The sequence below is a fragment of the Bacillus sp. 2D03 genome, assembly GCF_003946765.1.
Lineage (GTDB): Bacteria > Bacillota > Bacilli > Bacillales > Bacillaceae_G > Bacillus_A > Bacillus_A cereus.
Genome location: NZ_RPSJ01000011.1, coordinates 172526 through 191675, shown reverse-complemented (window position 1 = coordinate 191675; position 19150 = coordinate 172526). Strand labels below are relative to the sequence as shown.

The window sequence follows — 19150 nt, the reverse complement described above, 5'->3', positions numbered from 1 at the left end:
AAAAAACGGAGGTGGATTTCTATGGACACAGCCACTCACCTTGTTATGGGTATCACTTTAGGTAGCTTAGCAACATTAGATCCAGCCATAGCACAAAGTGATATTGGCCCCCAAGCTGTTATGCTTGCTACAATTGCTGGTTCCAACATTCCTGACATTGACACAGTTTTAAAATTGCGTAATAACGCTAAATATATAAGAAATCATCGTGGGATTACTCATTCTATTCCTGCGGTAATTCTTTGGTCATTCCTTATAAGTGGCATCTCTTTCGCCTTCTTTTCAGACGCTCCATATCTTCATCTACTGCTTTGGTCATTTATTGCTGTCTTCCTTCACGTCTTTGTAGATATTTTCAATGCCTATGGTACACAAGCATTACGGCCTTTCACAAAAAAATGGGTCGCACTCGGCGTGATTAATACATTCGATACCGTAATTTTCTTTATCCATATACTTGCAATTGCTTGCATGCTCGTCGGTTCTCATAAGGGATATACAGCTTTAGCGGCATATATATTAATGATTGTTTACTATATCGGACGGATTATGATGCACAGAAATATAAGAAGCGTTGTACACAAACGTTTCAAAAATGTCGAAAAGATTATCATTTCTCCTTCTTACCGATTTTACCATTACCATTTAGCAATCGTTACGGCTGATTATTACTACGTTGCGAGATGGCACCGTGGTAACATCATGATATATGATAAGTTCGATCGGGTACCGTTCCCAGACAATAATATTATGCGAGCAGCTAAACAAGATGAAAACATCTCGGCCTTTCTATCTTTCTCTCCTGTATATCGCTGGGATATTTTTGATCATGACCATTATTATGAAGTACGATTCATTGATTTACGATATCGAAGTAAAGATTATTATCCATTTGTTGCAATCGTTCAGCTCGACCACAATTTAAATATTATTAGTTCCTATACAGGATGGATCTTTAGTGAAGAAAAGCTTCGAAAAAAACTGGAATTACTTCCACATTAAAAAAAGCGACTTAAGTCGCTTTTTTTAATGTTTCAAATGATCTTCTTGATTAATTAAATGACTATACTTCGGATTATTTGTACGCATTTCATGAAGGCGTACACCATGATTATTAATCCATGATCGTACCACTTGTTCCGTCATTTCATCGCCTTGATAACGACCTGATTTTGCATAAGTTGTTTGAAAATCTTCCCATAGTAACTCAACCCACGCACGAGCTTGTGCGTAAGAAAGCTTGTCATTCTTGTCTAATAATTCTTTCGTTAATGTTTCATAAATATCATTCATATTATAATCTCCTTTTACCTATTTATCCCTTCATTTCTAAAGGATAGTTTCTTCAATTTTGCACATTCTATAATTGATACTTCTTAAAGAGGTATCAACCGATAATGAGGAGGGCGTTCGTAATGGGTAAACAAGCCGAATTTTGGTCTGAGTCAAAAAACAACAGCAAAATCGACGGTCAACCGAAAGCGAAATCACGCTTCGCTTCGAAACGACCTAACGGCACAATTAACACGCACCCACAAGAACGTATGCGTGCTGCAAATCAGCAGGAAGAGTAGTACAAATTAAATTAACTTCCTACACGAGGTGATAAAGATGAGCTACCGTGATCGCTTAGATAGTCGTTCTGAATTATTTAACCATACGTGGACTCGTCCAAAACATGCGAAAGCGCAAGTTAACGGACAGACGCAACAAACCCAGTCTCTCATTATATTGGCAAATGAATGTAAAAAACGCCAATTTTAGAATCTCCTATCTCCTTTAACGCCTACCAAAGATGAAAACCAGAGAGATATATGCTCTCTGGTTTTTATTTTTCTTGCAATAAGGAAATTGGTATGCCAATCTCTTCATTATCATTTTGCTTATATCCCCAAGCAAATACCCCATTGAAATACGTAATTTTAAATAATACACCAGGTTCTTCTACTAATTCATATGTTTCACCAATACGGAATTTGTTTATATCCGTCATATAAGCACGAGCCATTGCCATTTTTCTCATTAATACATCAAATTCATTGACAATCCCAAGCTGCTCCGCTTTTACTGCTTGCTCCTTCAAAGCGCCAATTTCTTCTCTTAGCTCATGCGGTGTCATTTCACTGTAGCGTTTTGGCATATTCATCTTATTCTCCTCATTCCTCTTCGCGTTTCATTTGCAAAAATATCTCGATTTCATCAATAGAGAATCCTTTTCGATATAACGCTTGTTTCATCTTGTTTTCAAATGTCCATCCATCATGCTTCTTATATTTCTCATAATATTTATTCCCATGATAGTGTAACGCTTCTTGTTGCTTTTCGTCATCTTTTTCGTCTTTCAATTCTTCCAAACAAATTTGAATTACTTCTCTAGAATATCCTTTTCGAACAAGCATCTCATCTAACTTTAGTTTCATTTGTAAAAAAGAATGTTTTTGATAAGATTTTTTCTTCTTCTCTATGAGAAACAAGGCATTCTCAATTTGCTTTTCCTTCGGATATTCTTGTAAACTATGTGTAATAATTAAATCCTGAACACCTTTATTTAATAACTCTCTTTTAATAACAGTTGGACCTTTTCGATTCACATTACTTTGCGTTCGCGTATATAAAACAGCATACTCTTTATCATTAATATATCGGTCATGTAATAATTTCGAAACGACTTCAGAGATGATGGCCTGTCCCGCTTCTTTTTTTCGTAAAAAATCTTCTATTTCTTGTTTTGTTCTCATTTGATAGGATAAATAGGAGATTGCTTGTAAATATGCTTTTTGCACTTCTTCATTGTACAAAATATTTCCTAACTCGATTTCATCAATTTCTAAGCCTTTTTGTAATCCATGCTTTATTAAGATTACTTGATCCACACTAAATCCGTACTCTTCGCCTTGACCTTTATCAATATAAATATTAAATCGTTCTTTCGATCGTTTTTGTACTTCTATTTTTGTAATGACAGCCATACTCTCACCTCTCTATTATTTTAACATAGTCGAGGAACATTTTTTCTTTTCAAGAATATATATAATGAGGAGGAAATACTTGTGAAAATCGCAATTTCTGGTGGTACAGGCTTTATCGGTAAATCCCTTTCTACTTTTTTTATTCAAAAAGGATATACTGTTTACATTCTCACACGAAAAAAAACTACTGAAACTTCCGATCCTAACCTTCAGTATGTTCAATGGACACCAGATTTACAAACCTTCCCCCTCTCTTCTATTGATGTAGTTATTAATCTAGCGGGAGAGTCTATTAATAGTAGATGGACAAAGCAACAAAAGAAAGCCATTTTAAACAGTAGAATTCAAACAACAAAAGGACTCATTAAACAATTGCAGGGACTCCATACAAAGCCACACACATTTATTAACGCAAGTGCTATTGGATACTATGGAACGTCTGAAATAGAGTCTTTTACAGAACAGCATGAGACTCCTGGAAATGACTTTTTAGCAAATACAGTATATTCATGGGAACAAGAAGCATCTAAAGCACGTTCTCTCGGAATACGAACAATCTACGCAAGATTTGGAGTTGTATTAGGTACAAATGAAGGAGCTCTTCCAAAAATGCTACTTCCCTATCAATTCTATATCGGCGGCACCATTGGTTCTGGGAAGCAATGGTTATCATGGATTCATATAGACGATGTCGTTCGTATGATGGATTTCATCATACACAAAAAAGAAATTGATGGTCCTCTTAATATGACAGCACCAACACCTATAAGAATGAAGGAATTTGGAGAAACCATTGCAACTATAATGAAAAAGCCTCATTGGTTGCCTGTACCTTCTTTTATCATTCAAACTTTATTAGGTGAAATGAGCATACTTGTACTAGAAGGGCAACGTGTATTACCCATTAAAGCAATTGAACATGGATACCAATACACATTTCCAGAAATAGACCATGCATTACAAAATATACTTTCGCATACAATGTAGTACTTCTAAAACACAATTTTACATGGGCTCTTTCAAAACTTTCATTTTCTAGGATCCGAAGCATTACCACACAAATAACCTTTCAGTTACTTTCCCTTAACTTCCATTAGCATTATAAAGTAACAGAAATGAGGTACCTATGAAAATATTGCTCAAACAGGCCATTGTATACCCTATTACATCTCAAAAGTTTCAAGGAGATGTACTCGTTACAGGAGAGCGAATTACCGAGGTCAAACCTTTTATTCCACCTACTCAAGATATGACCGTTATAGATGCACGAGCACTCCATCTCTTACCTGGCTTTATTGATGTCCATACTCACCTTGGTCTCTATGATGAAGGTACTGGTTGGGCTGGAAATGATGCCAATGAAACATCTGAAGTTTCAACACCACATATTCGTTCTTTAGATGGAATCCATCCTTTCGATATTGCCTTTCAAGACGCTGTACAAAACGGAATTACAACCGTTCACGTTATGCCTGGCAGTCAAAATATTATCGGGGGTACTACTTGTGTAATAAAAACAGCTGGAACTTGTATTGATCATATGATTATTCAAGAACCTGCTGGTTTAAAGATTGCCTTTGGAGAAAATCCTAAAAAAGTCCATAGTAATGGAACAAAAGAATCCATTACACGTATGGGGATTATGGGGTTACTTCGGGAATCATTCTATGAAGCACAACATTACGGGCACGAAGCTGATTTTCGAATGCTTCCTATTCTAAAAGCATTACGTCGTGAAATACCCGTACGTATCCACGCTCACCGAGCAGATGATATTAGTTCTGCTCTACGCTTTGCAACAGAATTCAATCTCGATTTACGCATTGAACATTGCACAGAAGGACACTTTATTGTTGAAGAACTTTCAAAACACAATTTGAAGGTTTCAGTTGGTCCCACTCTGACACGCCGTTCTAAAATCGAACTAAAAAATAAAACATGGGATACTTACCATATATTATCAAAAAATGGTGTGGAAGTTTCTATCACAACAGATCATCCTTATACACCCATTCAATATTTAAATGTTTGCGCTGCTGTTGCAGTAAGAGAAGGGTTAGACGAGAAAACAGCACTAGAAGGAATCACCATATTCCCAGCACGAAATTTGCGTTTAGAGGATAGAATTGGAAGCATCGAGGTTGGAAAAGACGCCGATCTCGTGCTATGGACTCATCATCCTTTCCATTATTTAGCCAAGCCTGTACTAACTATGATTGATGGAAAAATAATTTACAAAAAAAATAAAAAAAACTAGTTTATTTTTTTGACTAGATAAAGTATTATACGATTATAAACTGAATGAAACCATAATCAATTTGTGTCGTGATTATCATTTTCAAATTGATGAATGGGGAAGGCAAATGGTGCGCCACCAGCGTTAGAAACTGGTTCTAGTGGGTTCGATTCCCACCCCGAAATTTTTTAAAGATTGATATAAAAATTTCGAGGGTGGGGTGTTTTTTCGTCATGCTACCCTCGTGTGAGGAGGAGTTAGTATGTTGAAAAAACGCGACTTACACGACAGCCACGTTCTATACGAGTTAATGGTGGATCCAGCTGTCTTCCCTTTTGTGCGTCAAAAGGCTTATTCTTATGAAGAATATTTATTCTTAACGAAACAAACGATTGAAGCTGAAGAGCGTGGTGAATTAATTTCACGCACAATTTTAGATGAATGGGGTAACCCTATCGGAACAATTACTTTATTTGATGTGCAAGAAAAAGCTGGATTTCTCGGGACATGGCTTGGCAAACCATATCATGGAAAAGGCTATAACAAATTGGCAAAAGATTCATTTTTTAGTGAACTTTTCTATGAATTAGATATTGAAACAATTTTCATGCGTATTCGTAAAATAAATATTCGTTCTATTAAAGCTGCAGAAAAACTGCAATATGTGAATCTAGCAAACGAAACAAGAAAAGCCGTATATGATGAAATTAACGCAAACGAAGAAGTGTATAACTTATATGAAATTCCAAAAGATCAATACACACTTGCTACAATGCGAGATACAACCTTCCAAGATGCTCATCAATTAAAAGAAGCGTAATCTAAATTTTCTGAAATGATAATCAATTGTTAACATTTTCCATATGCGTATATCCCCTCATGTCTTTGGAAACGATAAATAGTAACTTTAAGACACGAGGTGATTTGTAATGGATAAAAAGAAACGTGATAAAACAAAAAACACATTATCTAGTACACAAGAAGTTCTCTATCAACGCGAATTTCAAAAAGCAGATCGTGCAGCAGGATATCGCTCGAAAAGCATTTAAAGTGAAAATGAATAATTAGAAGTTTCCCCCCTAATTATTCATTTTCATTACATAATTTTCTCGACTGATAGAAGTAAGCAAAAAAGCCCCTTATACATAAGGGACTTTTTTGCTGTGGACAACTTTATCCACAAAACCGATGAAATTGTTAGTAATTTTCAAAAACATTTAATATTTTTCTATATTAAAGCATATATCAGCTGTTTTAATTGTGGATATTTTTCTAAAAATTGTGGACAATGTGGATATAGTTGTTAATATTCCGACTTTACTGTTTAATGAAAGCGCAATCCTTTTGTGGATAACTTGCTAAATTTTCTTTAAAAATAATAAAGAACCCTCTTTACATATACAAAGAGGGTTTCATATTAAGTAAAAGATTGTGCAAGAGCAGGTGATTTAATAGGTATATGACGCGGTTCTGCATGATTTTCCGCCAAAATTGCATCTACAATATGGCCAGCTGGCTCTGGAAGATAGATGCTTTTCATTGCTTCTTTCATTTGAAGAAGCTTCACATCATCTTGTAATAATGCCTCTGTTTTTGCAAAAACCTCACTATCATCGCGAATGACAACTGCTGCTCCCTTTCTTTCAAAGTACATCGCATTTTCATTTTCTTGACCTGGAACAGGCTTATATAAAATGACAGGTACTTGCAACGCTGCTGCTTCACTTAATGTTATTCCGCCTGGCTTCGTAATCATACAAGAAGTAACACGGAATAATTCATCAATATTTTCAACATACCCAAACACTTTTAATGCATCGGAATTTTGCTTCTGTAAACTTAATAAATCCTGTTTTAAAGCTTCATTTTTCCCACAAACGACAACTACTTGTAAATTAGGCACTGACATAAATGATTGGCATAGTTCTTTTACATTTCCTAATACCCCATGAGCACCTGCTACAATTAGTAAAATCTTTTTATTCTTACATAACTGATATTTATTATATATGATTTCTGGATTTACCTTTAACTCAAAACTACTCCGAATTGGAATTCCGGTTTCAACAATTTGTTCCGCAGGTACACCGATATCAACCATCAATTCTTTCACATGATCCGTTGCAACAAAATAACGATCTACTTCTCGATGAATCCATATTTTGTGCACGCAAAAATCCGTTAATACATTATAGACAGGAATTGAAATACCTGTTTGTTTCTTCAATTCTGGTACAGCGATAATTGGAAATGTATTAATTACAATATCTGGTTTCTCCACCTGTAACAGTGTTTTCAAACGTTTTCTTCCAAAGTTCGCATACCAAGATGCTATTTTCTTATCATAAATTTTTTCTACCCCGTAATAAAACAAACGATATAATTCTTTTCCTATTGTATAACTTTTTAAATATAGATATTTTGTAATGTCAGTTATAAATGGATGTGATTCTCCAAACAAGTCGCATACAATAACATCTTCAATTCCTTTTTGGCGAAATGTTTGTTCTAATGTTTTTGCTACTTGCACATGACCATTACCGTAATGTGCAGTTAATATTAAAACCTTGGGGTTTTTTATCAAACAAATCCACTCCTAGCTTTTTGTTTCTCCATATTGCATATACGACAATAGGAAAAACATTTTCCTTAAAAATTACATAAACAGATTCTAATAATTCCCTTTCAGCTATGTACCTGTCGTGGATATGCAAAGCATATAAGATTGACCCCTTAATCCTATCTGTGCTCATATCTTTACATTATACTTTCCTATAAGAGCTTTCGCAATAACTTACAAATGTTCTCTATTCCATGATACTCACTCTTTTACTTCTTAATTCTTTTTACTATTTTGATTTCCCTTTACAATTATGTAAATTTCTCCATTTATTCCGTACAAAATTATGGATATTCTATTTTCAGTATACTCTTTTATCAATATATACTCTAGATTTTATTGTAAAGAAAGCAAAAAGCCTAATCCAATATTTGGATTAGACCGCTTGTAAAATATATTTAGCATGTTCTACATTTTTCTCAGTAGGTGGTTCTACATTTGCGAGTGGATACTTGTGTCCAAGCGCCTCCCATTTATATACACCAAGCTTATGATATGGTAACACTTCAACTTTTTGAACATTAGACAGACTTTGAATAAAGCTAGATAGTTTTTGTAGATCCTCTTCATTATCCGTAACACCAGGAACTAATACGTGTCGTACCCAAATCGGTTTATTCTTATCCGATAAATAACGAGCAAATTGTAAAATATGTTCATTTGGTTTCCCTGTTAATTTACGATGCTTTTTGGAATCGATATGTTTCAGATCCAATAAAACTAAATCTGTATAATCCATTAAAATATCTAGCTTATTTTGGAATTCTGGTTCCTCAGAATAACAACCACCAGAAGAGTCGATTGTTGTATGGATACCAGCCTCTTTACACTTTTTAAACAACTCAATTAAAAAGTCTAGCTGTAATAACGGCTCTCCACCGCTAACTGTTATACCTCCTCCGGAAGCTTCAATAAATGGAAGGTAACATGTCACATCCTGCATCACTTCTTCAACTGTTATTTCTTTACCTTTACCGATTTCCCACGTATCAGCATTATGACAATATTGACAACGTAATAAACACCCTTGTGTAAATATGACATAACGAATCCCTGGGCCATCAACAGTACCACAAGACTCTACAGAATGTATTCTTCCTTTTACCATGTTACTTCCTCCTTTATTGAAACAGCCTCCCTTCGCTATATATTAAGAGCGAAGGGACACTTTTTTCATTTACATGCTTTCATGCATTGTACGGTTAATTACATCAATTTGTTGTTCACGAGTTAATTTAATAAAGTTTACAGCGTAACCAGATACGCGAATTGTTAATTGTGGATATTTCTCAGGATGTTCCATTGCATCCATTAATGTTTCACGGTTAAATACGTTAATATTTAAGTGGTGGCCTTCTTTTACTGCATAGCCATCAAGCATTGATACTAAGTTACGTACTTGTACATCATCTTCTTTACCAAGTGCTTTCGGAATAATAGAGAATGTATTAGAAATACCATCTTGTGCATCTTCATATGGTAATTTAGCCACAGATAATAATGAAGCTAATGCACCTTTTGTATCACGTCCATGCATTGGGTTCGCACCTGGTGCAAATGGTTCTCCAGTACGGCGGCCATCTGGAGTATTACCAGTTTTCTTACCGTATACAACGTTAGATGTGATTGTTAAGATTGACATTGTATGAACAGAATTTCTGTATGTTTTATGTTTACGAAGTTTATTCATAAATGTTTTTACAAGATTTACAGCAATCTCATCTACACGATCATCATTGTTACCGTATTTAGGGAAATCTCCTTCAATCTCGAAGTCAACTGCAATACCATTTTCATCACGAAGTGGTTTTACTTTTGCGTATTTAATTGCACTTAATGAATCTGCTACTACAGATAGACCAGCAATACCTGTTGCCATTGTACGAAGAACGTTTGTATCATGAAGTGCCATTTCAATACGTTCATAGCTATATTTATCATGCATGTAATGGATAACATTTAATGTGTTTAAATATAGACCCGCCAACCATTCCATTGTCATATCAAACTTATGCATAACTTCTTCATAATTTAATACTTCAGAAGTAATTGGTGCGTACTCAGGACCAACTTGTGCTTTAGATTTTTCATCTTTACCACCGTTAATCGCATATAGTAATGCTTTTGCTAAGTTTGCACGTGCGCCGAAGAATTGCATTTGTTTACCAATTCTCATTGCAGATACGCAACATGCAATTCCGTAGTCATCGCCGTAGTCAGCACGCATAATGTCATCATTTTCATATTGAATTGCTGATGTTTTAATAGACATTTTCGCACAGTAGTTTTTAAAGTTCTCTGGTAATTGTTTAGACCAAAGAACTGTTAAGTTTGGTTCTGGAGCTGGTCCTAAATTATCTAATGTATGCAAGAAACGGAATGAGTTCTTTGTTACTAATGGACGACCATCTAATGCCATACCACCGATAGACTCAGTTACCCAAGTTGGGTCACCAGAGAATAATTCATTATAATCAGGTGTTCTTGCAAATTTCACAAGACGTAATTTCATAATGAAGTGATCTACAATTTCTTGTACTTCTTCTTCTGTTAAAGTACCATTTGCTAAATCTCTTTCAATGTAAATATCTAAGAATGTAGAAGTACGTCCAAGACTCATTGCAGCTCCGTTTTGCTCTTTAATTGCTGCAAGATATGCGAAGTATAACCATTGGAATGCTTCTTGCGTGTTTGTTGCTGGCTTAGAAATATCGAAGCCATGAGAAGCAGCCATTTGTTTTAACTCTTGAAGTGCACGCATTTGCTCAGATAATTCTTCGCGTAAACGCATTGTCTCTTCGCTCATTACACCGCCAGTTAAATTTAAATCTGCTTTTTTCGCTTCAATTAAATGATCTACCCCATATAACGCTACGCGGCGATAGTCACCGATAATACGTCCACGTCCGTATGCATCTGGAAGACCAGTAATAACACCTGACTTACGAGCAGCTCTCATTTCTGGTGTATAAGCATCAAATACACCTTGGTTATGAGTTTTTCTCCAATCTCTAAAAATACGACTAAGTTCTTTATCCATTTCGTATCCATAAGATTCACAAGCTTGTTCTGCCATACGAATACCACCATATGGTTGTAAAGAACGCTTAAACGGTTTATCAGTTTGGAAACCGACTACTTTTTCAATATCTTTATTTAAGTATCCTGGGTCATGTGATGTAATAGAAGAAACAATTTTTGTATCCATATCAAGAACGCCACCGTTTTCACGTTCTTTTGTTGTTAAATCCATTACTTGATCCCAAAGTTGTTTCGTTGCTTCAGTTGCTTCTGCTAAGAAAGATTCGTCCCCTTCGAAAACGTTTACATTATTTAAAATGAAATCGCGAACATCAATCTCTGCTTTCCATTTTTCACCTTTAAAGTTTTCCCATGCGTTTTTAACATTTTCTAATACTTGAGTCATCCTAATCTCCTCCATTTTTGATTAGTACAGGACTAAGATTTTTTATATAACAGCTTACACACTTAGAATACTACTTTTTTACGAAAGTGAACGAAATAGTTGTGACATGTTTGTGAAATGTTGAGCAAACTACTATATATATAGTGTTAACTTCATTTAAAAGTCTTTAAAATTAACTCTTTCCTTAATTGTATTTTTTTGGTACCCTTATATACGAGTCCTATTTTGTAATATAAGAACAATACCCATTGTAGAGCTGTAATACTCTTATCTCCTAATCTGTTATAGTTTTTATAACAGAACAAAAAAGTGTACACATGTTGTACACTTTTTTTGTTACTTCTATAAAACATCTCTTTTTCTATTGCCATCATAGAATCCGCCACGATTGTCTGTTAATGCAATTATTTGCTCTAGTCCCTCTATATGATCACCTATAATTCGAAGTACAGCTGGAGGGTGACCTATTTTTGCGAAATGTTCACTGGGACGAATACGGTTCATCTTATCAACCTCAACACGATATACACATGCAATTTCAAATCCAGAAAGAAGAGCCTTCACTTGTGCTACACAAGGTGACAATAAAGATTTATACCCAATTGCTTTCAAACACTTTTGGCTAAATGCATTAGGTACCGCAATAAGTGAGCCTACCCCTAAATCCTTTCTATCACAAGCTAAATTTAGTGCATACTTAAATGCAGTTACAAGATGAAGCGGTACTCTTAAATCTAAATAATGATTTAAATCATTTAATGCGACGTCCTTTCCATCTGCTATAGCTTTTGCAAAAGGATATAGCTCACTCGCTGGAATAACAAAATCGCCGTCTATAAATAACACAATTTCTCCTTTTGCAAAATACGTTCCAAGTGAGCGCCCTACATCATTTCCGAGTGCTTCTTTATATACAATTGTCGTTGCCCCTTTGTCTTTTGCAATTTTTTTCGTTTTATCTGACGAACCATTTACAACAACGATAATTTCGAAGGGTTCAATTTTGCGAAGCTCTTCTATAACGTTTCCAATTGTTTTCTCTTCATCTTGTACGGGAATAACAACAGATAGTTGCTTTCCTTTATACAAATTAGATGTGACACCCCATCCTTGATAAAACTCTTCAAAACTTAAAGTATGATAGACACCATCCCTTTTCCTATTTCCATCATAATATCCTCCGCGCTCATCACTGCTTAATATCCGTGCCGCTACTGCTTCTATATGATCACCTATCATTCTTTTTTCAGATTGGGAAAGATTTGTTCCATATGCAGCATGCTGGAATGGACGAAATTTATTTGGCGCAATAACGTCAATGGCGCAATGACGACTAATTCTCCATTTACTTTGAAGTAGGCGTAAATGAGCCACAATAGGATTAACAAAACATTCATATCCGATGCTTTGAACGACTTCTTTCGTCAGCGCATGAGGTACATCTAATAAAGAATTAATTTTTAATTCTTCACGCTCTAACATTGCATTTAATATTTGGCGCCATACTGTAATAGAAGTAGGTTTTTGCCTTTTTAAAAATAATGCATCCAAATTATTTAAAACTACATCTGCCTGATCGTATAAAATCGGATTAAGGAATAATTTTAATTTTGAAGTTTGAATAGCAAAATCACCATCTATAAATAGTAATACATCACCTATCGCATGTTTTGCGCCGACTGCACGTCCAACATCGTTCCCTAGTAGCTCTGTATGTTTGATTACTTTACACCCTAAACGATCTGCAACATCTTCTGTTCCATCATTACAACCGTTTGCTACTACAATAATTTCTACTGGATTTAATGGTCTTACCGATTGAATAACGTCTGAAATCGTATCGACCTCATTACATGCAGGAATAATAACAGATAATGACTTAGCCATTGTTTTGTTCACGAAACCACTTAATTGTTTCCTTCAATCCGTTTTCCCACGTTACTTTCGCTTGAAATTGAACAAGCTCTTTTAATTTTGTTACGTCTGGTCTTCTATTTGGAATTTCTTCAAAACCATAAGGATATACTTCTTCAAAAGGCACTTGTACAATCTTTGAAGAAGAATTCGTTAATTTTTTAATTACTTCTGCTACTTCTTTTATGCTCTTTTCATTCTCAGAACCTATATTAATAATCTCACCATTTACCTTCTCATCCATTGCCCGAATCGTTGCCTCTACCGCATCACTTACATACGTAAAGCAACGTGTCTGCTTTCCATCTCCATATACGAGAATGTCTTCTCCTTGCAAAGCCGCACTAATAAATCGCGGGATTACCCCTGCATACGGACCATCTTTCGCTCTTGGACCATAAATATTAAAATATCGAACAATCGTTACCGGTAAACCTTCTAATGCGTATCCTAAACATAATGTCTCTTCCAACGTTTTACAAACTGCATAACTCCAACGAATTTTAGAAGTTGCCCCGTATAATCGATCTCCCTCTTCAGAGAAAGGCGGCTTGGCCTTACCATATACTTCTGAAGTAGAAGCAAAAACTACTTTCTTCTTTCCTTTTAACGCTGCTTGTAAAATATTTCTCGTCCCATCAAAATTCGTTTCTATGAGCTCTATACTTTTTTCCATTGTTGTTTTCACACCTAAAATTGCTGCTAAATGAAACACGACATCATGCTGATCTACTAATTCATAAATAGAATTTTTATCTAAAACACTTATTGGAATAACACGGATTTTTTTCATTAACTCTTCATGGTACTTATTTTTACCTTTATAAAAGTTATCCACAACAGTGACCTCATAACCTCTTCTCATCAACTCTTCAGCTAAATGCGACCCGATAAATCCGGCCCCACCTGTAATTAAACATTTCTTACTCATTTACTCACCTTCTTTACAATCCCGCGTGTATCTATTACTCGGTCCATTCCTTTAAAAAGCTTCCAATCAATATTAGAATGATCCGTTAAAATTAAAATACAATCCGCTTTTTTAACTTTTTCTTCATCTAAAGAAACAGATTGATACACCTTATCTCCAATTTCCGCGAAAGAAATATAAGGATCATGATATTCTATCTCGTATCCTTGATTTCTTAATAATTGAATAATCGGTAACGCTGGTGATTCTCTCAAATCATTTACATCTTTCTTATAAGCAATTCCTACAATTAAAACTGATGCAGGTGATTGCACCATGCCTTTTACTTTTCGGACTATTTTCTCTGGCATTTCTTCATTAATTATATGTGCTGCCTCAATTAATTGACTAATTGCCCCATTCTTTTTTATTCTCCATTGAAAATATAAAGGGTCTACTGGAATGCAATGTCCTCCTATTCCTGGTCCTGGCCAATATGGGGTAAATCCAAACGGTTTTGTAGATGCGGCTTCAAGCGCCTCATAAAAATCAATTCCTAAACTTTCACATAGTGTGTTTAGTTCATTTACTAAAGAAATGTTAACTAAGCGCTGAATATTTTCAAATAGCTTGCACATCTCTGCTACTTTCGGAGAGCTAACAGGTACAACTTCGTCAAAAATGGTACTATATAAATCCTGTACCTTTTGTCTACACTTTTCTGTTTGTCCACTAATAACTTTTGGAATAGCTTGAACTGAATATTGACTATTTGCTGGATCAATTCTCTCAGGGGAATATCCGATATAGAAATCTTCCCCTACCTTGTTACTATTTTGAGAAATAATAGGTAGGATGACTTCTTCAAGTGTGCCTGGATATGTGGAGCTTTCAAAAATGAAGGTTTGTCCTTTTTGAAGGTTTTGTTGTATATAATGCGAAGCTGAAATGAGGGCACTTAAGTCTGGTTCTCTTTGTTCATTAATTGGAGTCGGGACGGTGACAATAACATAATCACTATTTTGAAAATCAGCAATGCCTTGATCCGGTGTGTTTACTGTTAATTTTTTTTTCGTCAATAAACTTTGTAACTCTTTAGAAGAAACATCTGGAATATAACTTTCTCCTTTTATAATTGAGTCTATTTTTCTAATATCTTTATCTAATCCAAGTACTGTATGCCCTCTTTCTGCAAAATGTACCGCTAAAGGAAGGCCAACATACCCTAACCCAATAATAGCTACTTTACTACTATTCATTTGTATTCTCTTCTTCCCTTCTCAATTGTTGAATGATATCTCTATCTCTATCTCCATCAGTAAAGCCACCACGTTCGTCCGTACGTTGTAATAAATACGTAACCGCCTCAAGTTGATCACCGAAAATACGATCAAACGCTGAAATACGCCCATTTACAAATTCGTGTTGCTCTGGACGTACTCGATTTGTTTTTATAACATCTACTAACTCTACTGTTGTAATAGAGAATCCTTCTAAAATAGCTTTCACTTGTGCTAATGGCGGAATGATAAGGGAGTCATATCCTATTCTCTCTATTACCTTCTTATGCATGGCATGTGGTACAGCAGTTAGTGAGTTATTCCATAAATCTGGTCTTTTCGCTACCAAATTCAAAAAGTATTTTCCCATACTAATTGGATCTGCTGGATGAAACATATCTAATAAGCATTGTAAATCATTTAACACCACGTCATTTCCATCTTCAACAGCATGTAAAAATGGAGTGAGTTTTTTTGCTGGAATAACAAAATCACCATCAACGAATAAACAAATATCTGCCGTAGCATGCATGGCCCCTATTGCTCTTGCTACATTATGTCCAAGCGCCTTCGTAAATTCAACTACAATAACATTCTCTAGCTTTGCCTGTTTAACAGTCTCAACATCTGCTCCATTCGCGACAACTATAATTTCATCTACACCTGCTTCTTTCACTTCTTGTATAACAGACCTTATAGTTATTTTTTCTTCTGATACCGGGATAATGGCACTATATTTCGCTTTTTTCTTTTGTAATAAAACTGGTTTATACTTTCCTACAAACGCTCTATCTCTATTGTCCTCTGAAAAACCACCGCGATTACCGTATGTTTCGATTACGTATTGTAAAGCACGCAAATGATCACCCATAATACGACTAGTCGCTTTCGGATAAGGAGAGCCAGGTGATGTGCCCGTATGGACAGGACGAACTTTATTTGTGTAAATGACATCAACTGAAGCCATATCAGAAATATCTACTCCTCTAGACATCGCCATCGCTTGAAATAATGCTGGATCTGCTAAATTCCACCACCCCAGTTTTTCAATCACTTTACGACTTATCGCATGTGGTATTGCAATTAAAGATCCTACAACAAACTCCTTCTTGTTCAAATAACGATTTAACATATATTTTCCAACCGTCGTATAATGCGGTCTCATCTTCAAATAAACGGACCATGTTAAATTATTTAAAACAATCTCATGTCCTTGCTGTATTCCTTTAATAAAATTGTATAATTCTTCACTTTTCATGACGATATCACCATCTAAAAATAAAACAATTTCACCTTTTGCTTCTCTAGCACCAATTGCCCGTCCCACATCATTACCAAGGGAATATCTATAATAAATCACACGACAATTATGCTGTAGCGCTATTTCTTTCGTACCATCTGTCGATCCATTATCTACTATGATAATTTCATATGGTTCGAGCTTTCTTACTTCTCCTAAAACTTTTGATAAAGTACTTGCTTCATTATGCACTGGAATAACAACTGACACTCTCATACTTGTATCACTCTTACCCTTCCAAGCGAACATAAGCAATAATAGGAATACGCACAATTACATCTTCTGGTGGTCCATAAGAAGGAGAAGTACGAACAATTACTGCCCCATCCGTCACAGATAAAAGAACGCCTGCAATGATTTCTACAGCTGTCACAACTTGTACTAGTTCCCCAACATGGTTACGTAATTCATCAGTAAATAACATATATAACGCTCCTTTCTTACGCTTCTTTAATTGATATAATACTTGTAAATGGTAATAAAACTTCTGTTCCTATTCCTTCTTGCAATGTTAAGAAGTCATCACCAACTGCTACAATAACACCTGTTAACTGTCCCACTGTCACAGTAATTTCTACGTTTTTACCTAAATACTGCTCTGCAATTTCTTTAAAAGGTGATGTAGTACATTCTTTTAAAATGTTACAAATAATAGATTGAAATCTACTTGATTCAATAACTTCTTCAGTAGCTTGCTTAGAGTTTCTTTGAATAAATCTCGCGAAGTTTTGTGAAAATAAAAGTCTTTCCACAGCAGGTAATAACTTATTATCTAAAAAATAATCTAATTGCCTATTAAACAATCTCGATAATTTATGCCAATATTTTCTGAACAGACACATACACTTCTCCTCCTATTATTTTTAGATTATAAAATTTCACATCCATACATCTTAATGTATACAAAATAGATATTTTTGTGATAGGTAAGACATACATTTTCTAAAAGAAATATTTAGTTCAAGGCATAAAAAAAACTATCCAAAAGGATAGTTTCTTACACTTCAATATTCCGCAATATCGAATAAATATCGTTATTCACTTTACCAAATGATTTAATGTTATTTTGAATGTTAGATAATAAAACAACATATACACTACCATTTTTACTAAATCCGTTTAAGCAATTCCATCCTGGCATTACACCGTGATTCGAATAGCTTCCTGGGTCTACGTACCATCCAAACCCGTAATCCTTTTTTCCACCCGTAAACATTTGATCGTAACTCTCTTTTGAAATTAATTTACCAGAGAATAGTGCTTCGTTAAATAAATATAAATCATGCGCACTTGTGTATATATCACCACAACCATATAGTTGTGACATGCTCGGAATATTAGGTGTTGTCATATTATTATTTACTATTTTATAACCCGTTGATGGGAATCTTGTTTGTTCTAACGCTGTACCAAAACCAGAATGTTTCATACCCGCAATAGCAAAAATATGTTGTTTAATATATTCTTCGAGCGACTGTCCACTTACCTTCTCGGCAATGTATGCAAGTATAGAGTAGTTCGAATCAGAATACTTCCACTTCTCTCCTGGACCACCAATACGCTTTTGATTTCCTATCCGCTTTATCAGTTCTTCATGAGAAATATCTTCTTTTCCCTGCTCATATTCGGGAATCCCTGATGTATGTGTTAATAGATGTTTTAGCTGAATACTATTACCTTGAGGAAAATTTGGAATATACTTTGCAACAGTATCTTCTACTTGTAATTTATTTTGATCTTTCAACTGCATAATAGCAGTTGCTACAAATGCCTTTGAAATAGAACCAATATAAAAAGTCGTCTCTGAATTATTCGGTACTTTCTGTTCTTTATTTGCCATACCGTACCCTTTATTCAAAAGAACTTTTCCGTTCTTCACAATAACAGCTGTCCCGCTAAATCCTGCGTTTTGTAAATACTGGTCCAATTGAGCGTTTTCATTAATTTCTTGAGGTGGTCCCTCGGGAAGCTTCTCCACAGCTTGCGCTTGCTTCACTTGTTCTTCCTGCTCTTTTTGTTTTTGCTTCTGTACTTCTTGTTTCTTTTTTTCTTCTTTCTTTTTTAGCTCTTCTTGTTTCTTCATTTCTGCTGCCGCTTTTAAAGTTTCTTCTTTCTTATTATGCGCAACAATTTTTGTATACATGAAATATACAAGTGATAATAGTAAGACGAGAATGATTGTTCTGTTTATGTATACAATCGGCCGACGTACTTTCCCATTCGCATTATTTTTTTCCTGATCCATAATTGCTTTTTTCCCCTTACTCACCAATAATTTAATTCCTTTACTAAAGATTCGTTTTAGTAGATTATGGATAATCCACTCTATATCATCCCTACTTTATCACGCACTGCACATATTACCAACCTATATGTACAAAAAAGAAAAAGAAAATTTACAAAAGTAAGATTCCCGTTAAATTATTAACAAAAAAAGAGGATATCCTCTAAAAAATTGATGTTATCAATCTTTTTGGACATCCTCTTATCTCAT

At 35.0% G+C, this 19150-nt stretch carries 21 protein-coding genes; 7 read left to right on the top strand and 14 right to left on the bottom strand.

The window, feature by feature from the left end; all coding sequences use genetic code 11:
- Positions 1-21: 21 nt before the first annotated feature.
- Positions 22-1002, top strand: a complete 981-nt coding sequence (locus EBQ15_RS23130; RefSeq protein WP_000379106.1) for a metal-dependent hydrolase — start codon at positions 22-24, stop codon at positions 1000-1002.
- A 24-nt stretch (positions 1003-1026) separates the two neighbouring features.
- Here the strand turns inward: EBQ15_RS23130 and EBQ15_RS23125 are convergent, their stop codons facing one another.
- Positions 1027-1293: a YfhJ family protein gene (locus tag EBQ15_RS23125; RefSeq protein WP_000998166.1), complete on the bottom strand. Its 267-nt coding sequence runs from the start codon at positions 1291-1293 to the stop codon at positions 1027-1029.
- Positions 1294-1415: 122 nt separating this feature from the next.
- Here EBQ15_RS23125 and EBQ15_RS23120 point away from each other — a divergent pair, with 122 nt between their 5' ends.
- Together EBQ15_RS23120 and EBQ15_RS23115 are read left to right on the top strand one after the other, a co-directional pair.
- Complete coding sequence (locus EBQ15_RS23120; protein ID WP_000517891.1) at positions 1416-1574, top strand: small, acid-soluble spore protein K; 159 nt, start codon at positions 1416-1418, stop codon at positions 1572-1574.
- 37 nt (positions 1575-1611) lie between these two features.
- Positions 1612-1764 carry a YpzG family protein gene (locus EBQ15_RS23115; RefSeq protein WP_000122093.1) on the top strand — a complete coding sequence of 51 codons (153 nt, stop codon included), beginning with the start codon at positions 1612-1614 and terminating at the stop codon, positions 1762-1764.
- A 64-nt stretch (positions 1765-1828) separates the two neighbouring features.
- Here the strand turns inward: EBQ15_RS23115 and EBQ15_RS23110 are convergent, their stop codons facing one another.
- Positions 1829-2146 (bottom strand): YfhH family protein, encoded by a 318-nt coding sequence (locus tag EBQ15_RS23110; protein WP_001057024.1) that lies wholly within the window; start codon positions 2144-2146, stop codon positions 1829-1831.
- Positions 2147-2156: 10 nt separating this feature from the next.
- Entirely contained in the window at positions 2157-2969 is an 813-nt protein-coding gene (gene recX, locus EBQ15_RS23105; RefSeq protein ID WP_000268500.1) for a recombination regulator RecX, read from the bottom strand.
- 81 nt (positions 2970-3050) lie between these two features.
- On the opposite strand from recX, the gene EBQ15_RS23100 reads away from it, so the two are divergent.
- The 4 genes from EBQ15_RS23100 to EBQ15_RS23085 all read left to right on the top strand — a co-directional run bounded on the left by EBQ15_RS23100 (position 3051) and on the right by EBQ15_RS23085 (position 6254).
- The gene (locus EBQ15_RS23100; RefSeq protein WP_000684383.1) at positions 3051-3956 is read left to right on the top strand and encodes a TIGR01777 family oxidoreductase; all 906 of its coding nucleotides are present in this window, start codon (positions 3051-3053) and stop codon (positions 3954-3956) included.
- Positions 3957-4095: 139 nt separating this feature from the next.
- On the top strand, positions 4096-5226 hold the full coding sequence (locus EBQ15_RS23095; RefSeq protein WP_000698314.1) for an amidohydrolase: 1131 nt from the start codon (positions 4096-4098) through the stop codon (positions 5224-5226).
- Between the two features lie 241 nt (positions 5227-5467).
- Entirely contained in the window at positions 5468-6025 is a 558-nt protein-coding gene (locus tag EBQ15_RS23090; RefSeq protein WP_000914737.1) for a GNAT family N-acetyltransferase, read from the top strand.
- Between the two features lie 109 nt (positions 6026-6134).
- Positions 6135-6254 carry a YfhE family protein gene (locus tag EBQ15_RS23085; RefSeq protein ID WP_000358486.1) on the top strand — a complete coding sequence of 40 codons (120 nt, stop codon included), beginning with the start codon at positions 6135-6137 and terminating at the stop codon, positions 6252-6254.
- Positions 6255-6622: 368 nt separating this feature from the next.
- Here the strand turns inward: EBQ15_RS23085 and EBQ15_RS23080 are convergent, their stop codons facing one another.
- The 11 genes from EBQ15_RS23080 to EBQ15_RS23030 all read right to left on the bottom strand — a co-directional run bounded on the left by EBQ15_RS23080 (position 6623) and on the right by EBQ15_RS23030 (position 18901).
- Complete coding sequence (locus EBQ15_RS23080; RefSeq protein ID WP_000594688.1) at positions 6623-7789, bottom strand: diglucosyl diacylglycerol synthase; 1167 nt, start codon at positions 7787-7789, stop codon at positions 6623-6625.
- Between the two features lie 412 nt (positions 7790-8201).
- Positions 8202-8933: a pyruvate formate-lyase-activating protein gene (pflA, locus tag EBQ15_RS23075; protein ID WP_000238467.1), complete on the bottom strand. Its 732-nt coding sequence runs from the start codon at positions 8931-8933 to the stop codon at positions 8202-8204.
- Between the two features lie 69 nt (positions 8934-9002).
- On the bottom strand, positions 9003-11252 hold the full coding sequence (pflB, locus tag EBQ15_RS23070) for a formate C-acetyltransferase (protein ID WP_000195466.1): 2250 nt from the start codon (positions 11250-11252) through the stop codon (positions 9003-9005).
- Between the two features lie 152 nt (positions 11253-11404).
- Positions 11405-11626, bottom strand: coding sequence for a hypothetical protein (locus EBQ15_RS23065; protein ID WP_016117126.1), 222 nt, complete (start codon positions 11624-11626; stop codon positions 11405-11407).
- The gene (locus EBQ15_RS23060) at positions 11595-13139 is read right to left on the bottom strand and encodes a glycosyltransferase family 2 protein (RefSeq protein ID WP_033683813.1); all 1545 of its coding nucleotides are present in this window, start codon (positions 13137-13139) and stop codon (positions 11595-11597) included. Before EBQ15_RS23060 ends, EBQ15_RS23065 begins: the two co-directional genes overlap by 32 nt.
- Positions 13132-14097: an NAD-dependent epimerase/dehydratase family protein gene (locus EBQ15_RS23055; protein ID WP_000037015.1), complete on the bottom strand. Its 966-nt coding sequence runs from the start codon at positions 14095-14097 to the stop codon at positions 13132-13134. Before EBQ15_RS23055 ends, EBQ15_RS23060 begins: the two co-directional genes overlap by 8 nt.
- Positions 14094-15335, bottom strand: a complete 1242-nt coding sequence (locus EBQ15_RS23050; RefSeq protein WP_001088930.1) for a nucleotide sugar dehydrogenase — start codon at positions 15333-15335, stop codon at positions 14094-14096. Before EBQ15_RS23050 ends, EBQ15_RS23055 begins: the two co-directional genes overlap by 4 nt.
- Positions 15328-16872 carry a glycosyltransferase family 2 protein gene (locus EBQ15_RS23045; RefSeq protein WP_001266452.1) on the bottom strand — a complete coding sequence of 515 codons (1545 nt, stop codon included), beginning with the start codon at positions 16870-16872 and terminating at the stop codon, positions 15328-15330. Before EBQ15_RS23045 ends, EBQ15_RS23050 begins: the two co-directional genes overlap by 8 nt.
- 13 nt (positions 16873-16885) lie before the next feature.
- Positions 16886-17080 carry an LSm family protein gene (locus EBQ15_RS23040; protein ID WP_000899468.1) on the bottom strand — a complete coding sequence of 65 codons (195 nt, stop codon included), beginning with the start codon at positions 17078-17080 and terminating at the stop codon, positions 16886-16888.
- Positions 17081-17096: 16 nt separating this feature from the next.
- Positions 17097-17498, bottom strand: coding sequence for an LSm family protein (locus tag EBQ15_RS23035; protein ID WP_000335534.1), 402 nt, complete (start codon positions 17496-17498; stop codon positions 17097-17099).
- A gap of 155 nt (positions 17499-17653) precedes the next feature.
- Positions 17654-18901 (bottom strand): serine hydrolase domain-containing protein, encoded by a 1248-nt coding sequence (locus EBQ15_RS23030; RefSeq protein WP_000371845.1) that lies wholly within the window; start codon positions 18899-18901, stop codon positions 17654-17656.
- Between the last annotated feature and the right edge of the window lie 249 nt (positions 18902-19150).